The organism is Streptomyces sp. UH6 (genome assembly GCF_013421635.1).
GTDB classification, from domain to species: Bacteria; Actinomycetota; Actinomycetes; order Streptomycetales; family Streptomycetaceae; genus Streptomyces; species Streptomyces abyssomicinicus.
Window position 1 is genome coordinate 1 of sequence record NZ_JACADT010000313.1, and the last position, 5811, is coordinate 5811.

The 5811-nt window shown below is 73.5% G+C and carries 5 protein-coding genes; 4 read left to right on the forward strand and 1 reads right to left on the reverse strand.

Features of this window, described 5'->3' with window-relative positions:
* Positions 1 to 1006 (reverse strand): hypothetical protein (locus tag HW445_RS16270; protein ID WP_180221739.1); only part of this gene is annotated, 1006 nt, incomplete at its 3' end.
* 364 nt (positions 1007 to 1370) lie between these two features.
* Between HW445_RS16270 and dapD the strand changes: the two genes are divergently transcribed.
* From dapD to HW445_RS16290, 4 genes are all read left to right on the forward strand, one after another.
* Positions 1371 to 2363 (forward strand): 2,3,4,5-tetrahydropyridine-2,6-dicarboxylate N-succinyltransferase, encoded by a 993-nt coding sequence (gene dapD, locus HW445_RS16275; RefSeq protein ID WP_180221740.1) that lies wholly within the window; start codon positions 1371 to 1373, stop codon positions 2361 to 2363.
* Positions 2364 to 2691: 328 nt separating this feature from the next.
* Positions 2692 to 3807 carry a cation diffusion facilitator family transporter gene (locus tag HW445_RS16280; protein WP_180221741.1) on the forward strand — a complete coding sequence of 372 codons (1116 nt, stop codon included), beginning with the start codon at positions 2692 to 2694 and terminating at the stop codon, positions 3805 to 3807.
* Positions 3808 to 3899: 92 nt separating this feature from the next.
* A complete protein-coding gene (locus HW445_RS16285) occupies positions 3900 to 4448 on the forward strand; it encodes a SigE family RNA polymerase sigma factor (RefSeq protein ID WP_180221742.1) in 549 nt (182 codons plus the stop codon).
* Positions 4445 to 5692 (forward strand): WD40 repeat domain-containing protein, encoded by a 1248-nt coding sequence (locus HW445_RS16290; protein ID WP_308799270.1) that lies wholly within the window; start codon positions 4445 to 4447, stop codon positions 5690 to 5692. The genes HW445_RS16285 and HW445_RS16290 overlap by 4 nt, the downstream gene beginning before the upstream one ends.
* The last annotated feature ends 119 nt before the right edge of the window (positions 5693 to 5811 follow it).

Consider the following 5811-nt stretch of genomic DNA (forward strand, 5'->3'; position numbering starts at 1 on the left):
GCGGTGCGGGTGGTGCCGGGGGCGTCGGCGGACCGGGATACGTGGGGGGTGCGGGCGGGGCGGGGGCCTGCGGGCCGGCCGCCGCCAGCAGGGCCTCGGCGAAGTTCTCCCGGCGGATGCGCTGGTCCACGTAGAGCAGGCCGACGGTGTAGGTGCTGAGGGTGAACGCCAGGCTCTGGAGGGCGGTCACCAGCAGGCCCAGGACCGCCACCACGACGATGGCGGTGATCCCCCAGGCCGGTCCGGCGTCGACGCCCACGCTCGCCGAGGCGAAGACGGGGATCAGGACCAGCACGCCCACCACCGCGACGAGCAGCATCGCCACGTAGCCGATGGCTCCGGCGATCAACGCCATCAGGTAGGAGATCCCGAAGATCCGCCACCAGTCGCCCTTCACCAGGGCGGCCGAGCGGCGCAGGGAGACCACCGGTCCCAGGCCCTCCAGGACGGTGATCGCCGGGGCGAACATCAGCCGGTAGGCCATCCAGATCATGCCCGTGAAGCCCGTGCAGACCACCAGGAAGCCGACGATGCCGAGGACCACGCCGACGGCGTCGCCCAGGTGGACGCCACCCGCGATGCCGGCCATGCCGAGACCCGCCACCAGCATGAAGGGCAGCAGCACGCACACCGTGAGCAGGATCGTGCCCAGCACCCGCACCGTCCGGGAGCCGAGCCTCTCCCACAGGGCCGGCCAGGTGACCTTGCGGCCCACGACCAGGTCGCGCAGCGCGACCATCGGGGCGGCCAGCGCGAGCGCCGGAATCGTCACCATGCCGAGCGCCGCCCCGACGGGGCCGAACACCACCATGCTGGGCACCCCGGCGTCCACACCGCCGGCGGCGAGCAGCAGGAGCGGCACGACGAGCACCAGGGTGACGGCCAGGGCGGCCACCAGGTAGAAGCCCAGCAGCGGCAGCCAGGACCGGCCGAGTGCCAGGAACGACCCCTTCACGATGTCGCCCAGGCTGAGCGGGCGCAGCGGGATCACCCCGGGCTGGGGCACCCAGGCCCGCATCCCGTAGTACGGGTAGGGCGGCTGATGCGGAGGCCCGTACGGCGGTGGCCCGGACGGCGACGATCCGTACGGCGGTGGTCCGTACGGTGGCGGTCCATATGGTGGCGGCTGGTCGTGCGACATCGTGGTCCTGCTCCCACCCCTGGGCGCCGCGGGCGGTGACCGCGGCGCGTGTCTTTCACCGGAACAGGGCGAACGTTAGTTCGTCGGGGCCGCGGTGATCATGGCCGGGGTCCGGCAACGAACCGGCCGGCCGGACTGCCGGGCTCCGCCGTCCGTCCCCGCGGGGGAGGACGCCGAGGCGTGGACACCGGTTCGCCTCCGCCCGGCCGCTCCGGATAGCGTTTCCCCCATGACCGACACCACTGCCAGCACCCGCGCCACCGGCGCCGTCGCCGCGGGTCTCGCGACCCTCGCCGCCGACGGGACCGTTCTCGACACCTGGTTCCCCGCCCCCGAGCTCGCCGACGCCCCCGGCCCGACCGGCACCGAGCGGCTCTCCGCCGAGCGTGCCGTCGAACTCCTCGGCGAGGGCGCCATGAAGGCCGCCGGCCCGGACACCCGCCGTGGCGTCGAGGTGGTCGCGGTCCGCACGGTCATCGCCTCCCTGGACGACAAGCCGGTCGACGCGCACGACGCCTACCTGCGCCTCCACCTGCTCTCCCACCGCCTGGTCAAGCCGCACGGCCAGAGCCTGGACGGCATCTTCGGCCACCTGGCCAACGTCGCCTGGACCTCGCTCGGTCCGGTCGCGGTCGACGACATCGAGACGGTGCGCCTCAACGCCCGTGCCGAGGGCCTGCACCTCCAGGTCACCTCCGTCGACAAGTTCCCGCGCATGACCGACTACGTCGTGCCCAAGGGCGTCCGCATCGCCGACGCCGACCGGGTCCGCCTCGGCGCCCACCTGGCCGAGGGCACCACCGTCATGCACGAGGGCTTCGTCAACTTCAACGCGGGCACGCTGGGCACGTCGATGGTCGAGGGCCGCATCTCGGCCGGCGTGATCGTCGGCAACGGCTCCGACATCGGCGGCGGCGCCTCCACCATGGGCACCCTCTCCGGCGGCGGCAACGTGATCATCTCCATCGGCGAGCGCTGCCTCGTCGGCGCGGAGGCGGGCGTGGGCATCGCGCTGGGCGACGAGTGCGTCGTCGAGGCCGGCCTCTACATCACGGCGGGCACCCGGGTCACCATGCCCGACGGCCAGGTCGTCAAGGCGCGCGAGCTGAACGGTGCGTCCAACATCCTGTTCCGCCGCAACTCGGTCACCGGCACGGTCGAGGCCCGGCCGAACAACGCGGTCTGGGGCGGCCTGAACGACATCCTGCACAGCCACAACTGACCACGCGCGGCCGTGACCTGCGGCCGTTGGTCATCGATGAGCGCCCTCCCACGGCCCGAGGACGGCCCGGGAGGGCGCTCGTGCGTGAGCACCGCTTGCCGGGTCCGTCGCAGCGGTGCCGCCGTCGCGGTGCGGGTTCAGGCCGTTCCCGGGCGCTCGTCGGCCGGAACGGATCCTCCCGCGCAGCTGATGCCGCCCTGCCCCGACGGCATGAGCAGCAGGTTGTGGTCCACCTGCCTCCGCCGGGCTGTTGCGAGCACCTCGCACCTGGTCGGGCGGCGTACGACAGTCGTGGCTGCAATCGGATCCGTGTGCCACGGTGAGCCGCATGGAGGGAAACCCGCACCCACACCACCACGGCCATGAGCACCGGCACGGTCACACCGGTGCGGATCCCGGGCATCGCCACGGCACCTCCCGGCCGAAGCGTCTGCGGCATCACCTCGCACACCTGTTCACGCCGCACGGCCACGAGGCCGCCGACAAGGTGGACGCGGCGATGGAGACCTCCCGCGAGGGCATGCGCACGCTGTGGATCTCGCTGGTCGTCCTGGGGATCACCACTGTTGTCCAAGGGGTGATCGTCGCCCTGTCCGGGTCCGTGGCGCTGCTCGGTGACACCATCCACAACGGCGCCGACGCGCTGACCGCCGTTCCGCTGGGGATCGCGTTCCTCCTCGGCCGACGGGCCGCCAACCGCCGCTACACCTACGGCTACGGCCGGGCGGAGGACCTGGCGGGCGTCCTCATCGTCGGGGCCATCGCCGCATCCGCCGTCCTGACGGCCTGGGCGGCCGTCGACCGCCTCCTCGATCCCCGCGACATCACCCATCTGTGGGCCGTCTCCGGCGCCGCACTGGCCGGCTTCGTCGGCAACGAATGGGTGGCGCGCCACCGCATCCGCACCGGCCGTCGCATCGGTTCGGCGGCCCTGGTCGCCGACGGTCTGCACGCCCGCACCGACGGCTTCACCTCCCTGGCCGTCCTGCTGGGCGCGGGCGGCGCCGCACTCGGCTGGCGCGCCGCAGACCCCGTCGTCGGCCTGCTCATCACCCTCGCCATCCTGATCGTCCTCAAGGACGCCGCCCGCGAGGTCTACCGGCGCCTCATGGACTCCGTCGACCCCGACCTCGTCACCGCTGCCCACACCGCCCTGGGCGGTGTCGACGGCGTCCTCGGCGCCGGGCAGGTGCGGTTGCGGTGGGTCGGTCACGCCCTGCGCGCCGAGGCCGACGTCGTCGTCGACGCACGGCTGACCGTCGTCCAGGCGCACCGCATCGCCGTCGCCGCCGAGCACGCCCTCCTTCACGCCGTCCCACGACTGGCCGCCGTCACCGTCCACACGGACCACACCCCGGTCGAAGGCGACCCGCACGCCCCCCTCGACCACCACACAGCACACCCGGCGCACGCGGCCCGGCCGGGGAGGGCGTTCATGGGGTGAAAAGGTGCTCCGCGGCGGCATAGCGGTGATGGTGTGGACGCGTCAGAAGGGGAGAGGGGCGGGCGTCGGGTGCCGCCAGGAGGAAGGTGACGATGGATGCCGAGGACCTGCGCGGCTTCCGCGAGTTCGTGGACCACAGATCGTCCGCGCTGCTGACCACGGCCGTGCTGCTCTGCGGCGGCGACCGGCACGCGGGGGAGGACCTGCTGCAGAACGCGCTGGTCAAGGCCGTGGGCAAGTGGCGGCGGATCGAGGACCCGGAGGCGTACGTGCGCCGGATCCTGTACCGGCAGCAGATCGGCCGGTGGCGGCTGAAGTGGCCGCGCCGGGAGGTCTCCGTACCCGAACCGCCCGAGGGCGCGACGGCGGGCGGCGACACCGAGTCCCTGGTCGAGACCCGGCTGCTGATGGGCCAGGCGCTGGCCGCGCTCACCGACCGGCAGCGCACGGTGCTGGTGCTGCGCTACTACGAGGACCTGCCGGAGGGCGACGTGGCCCGGCTGCTGGGCTGCTCCGTCGGCACGGTCCGCTCCACCACCCATCGCTCCCTGGCGAAGCTGCGCACGCTGATGCCGGAGGCGGGCGACGGACGGACACGACGGCCGGCCACCGAATTCTCAGTAGTGGAGGTGCGCCCGTGAACGGGGTCGACGACATGGTGCGCGCGGCCCTGCGGGAGCAGGCCGCCGCACAGGAGCCCGCGGAGCCGATGCTGGCCGAACGGGTGCTGACGGCGCACAGGCGCCGGACGGGACGGCGGATCGGAGGCGTCGCCGCGGCGGTGGCCGCCGTGGTGGGGCTGGCGTTCTGGTCGCCCCTGCCGGGCGGTCGCGGACCCGCTCCGGCCGGCGAGGACGGTTCGTCCGTCACGGAGGTCGTGGGCCGGCCCGAGCAGTCGCCCCCGAGGGAGGTGATCGAGGCGGGCGACGTCGTGATGGCCGCGTACGTCGAGCAGCGGACGGTCCCCTCGGGCACGTCGGGCAGGGGCGAACTGCTGCGCACCTACTGGCTGCTCGACCCGGACTCCCAGACGTACGAGAAGGACGAGCGGTGGTCGCTGGTCGCGGTCGCGCCGGGGGCGTTGCAGGCCGCGGTGCTGGAGCGCGACCTGCCGGTGCGGCGGATCGGCGTCCTCGACCTGCGCACCCGTGAGGTCGAGCGGTGGATCGACCTCGAGGGCGACCAGCGGCAGGGGGTCGCGGGACTCGCCTTCTCACGCGACGGCGCGTCCCTGCTGGCGACCACCTACCGCAAGAATCCGGACAGCGGGGTGCCGGTTCCCCTGGCGGATGACGCCCAGGGCATGGAGGCGGAGACGCCGTTCGACTCGGGCCGCTCCGGGTTCTGGGTCGTCGACGTGGGGTCGGGCCGGAGCAGGTGGAGCGCGGTGGAGGCGCCCGGGGGTGAGGAGCGCGACCCCTTCCTCACCAACGTGCGGCAGGACTTCGAGTTCACCCACGACGGCCGGGCGGTGCGGGCGGGGCTGGTCAGCGACGAGCGGTCCGAGTTCCACGACCTGGACGGAGCACCGATCGCCCCGCCTGCGGGCGAGGCGCACTGGGAATGGTCGGTGGAGGCGGGACGCTCGCCGGACGGGGACCGGATGGCGGGACCGTTCGCCGGGGAGACCCGGAAGACCTCCTCGTGGATCCTCGACGCCCGCACCGGGAAACGGGTCGCGGAGGTGCCCGGGCAGCAACTGCTGGCATGGGCGGGCGACGACTCGCTGGTGGCCTGGGACATCGACGAGGACGGCGGCTCGGAGTTCGGCAACCGGCTGGTCCTGGTGACGATCGGCAGCGACAGGACGGTCCCGCTCAGCGGTCCGCGCGGTGACCGGGCGGATGCCGGGGGACGGTGGCAGCCGCTGTTCGTCCGCCGCTGAACCCCCACGGCCGGTGCTCCCCCCTGCGCCGCGGCCCCGTGTCGCAGGGGGGGCACGGCGCGGGGTGCCAGGCGGGGGTCGTCAGTTGCGGGGTTTCAGGCGCCGGTCAGGGCGTCGTA

Bases quoted from the DNA above. Each gene is read 5' to 3' on its own strand.
- HW445_RS16285 (WP_180221742.1), top strand. From the start codon at position 3,900: ATGGATGCCGAGGACCTGCGCGGCTTCCGCGAGTTCGTGGACCACAGA.
- dapD (WP_180221740.1), top strand. From the start codon at position 1,371: ATGACCGACACCACTGCCAGCACCCGCGCCACCGGCGCCGTCGCCGCG.
- HW445_RS16280 (WP_180221741.1), top strand. From the start codon at position 2,692: ATGGAGGGAAACCCGCACCCACACCACCACGGCCATGAGCACCGGCAC.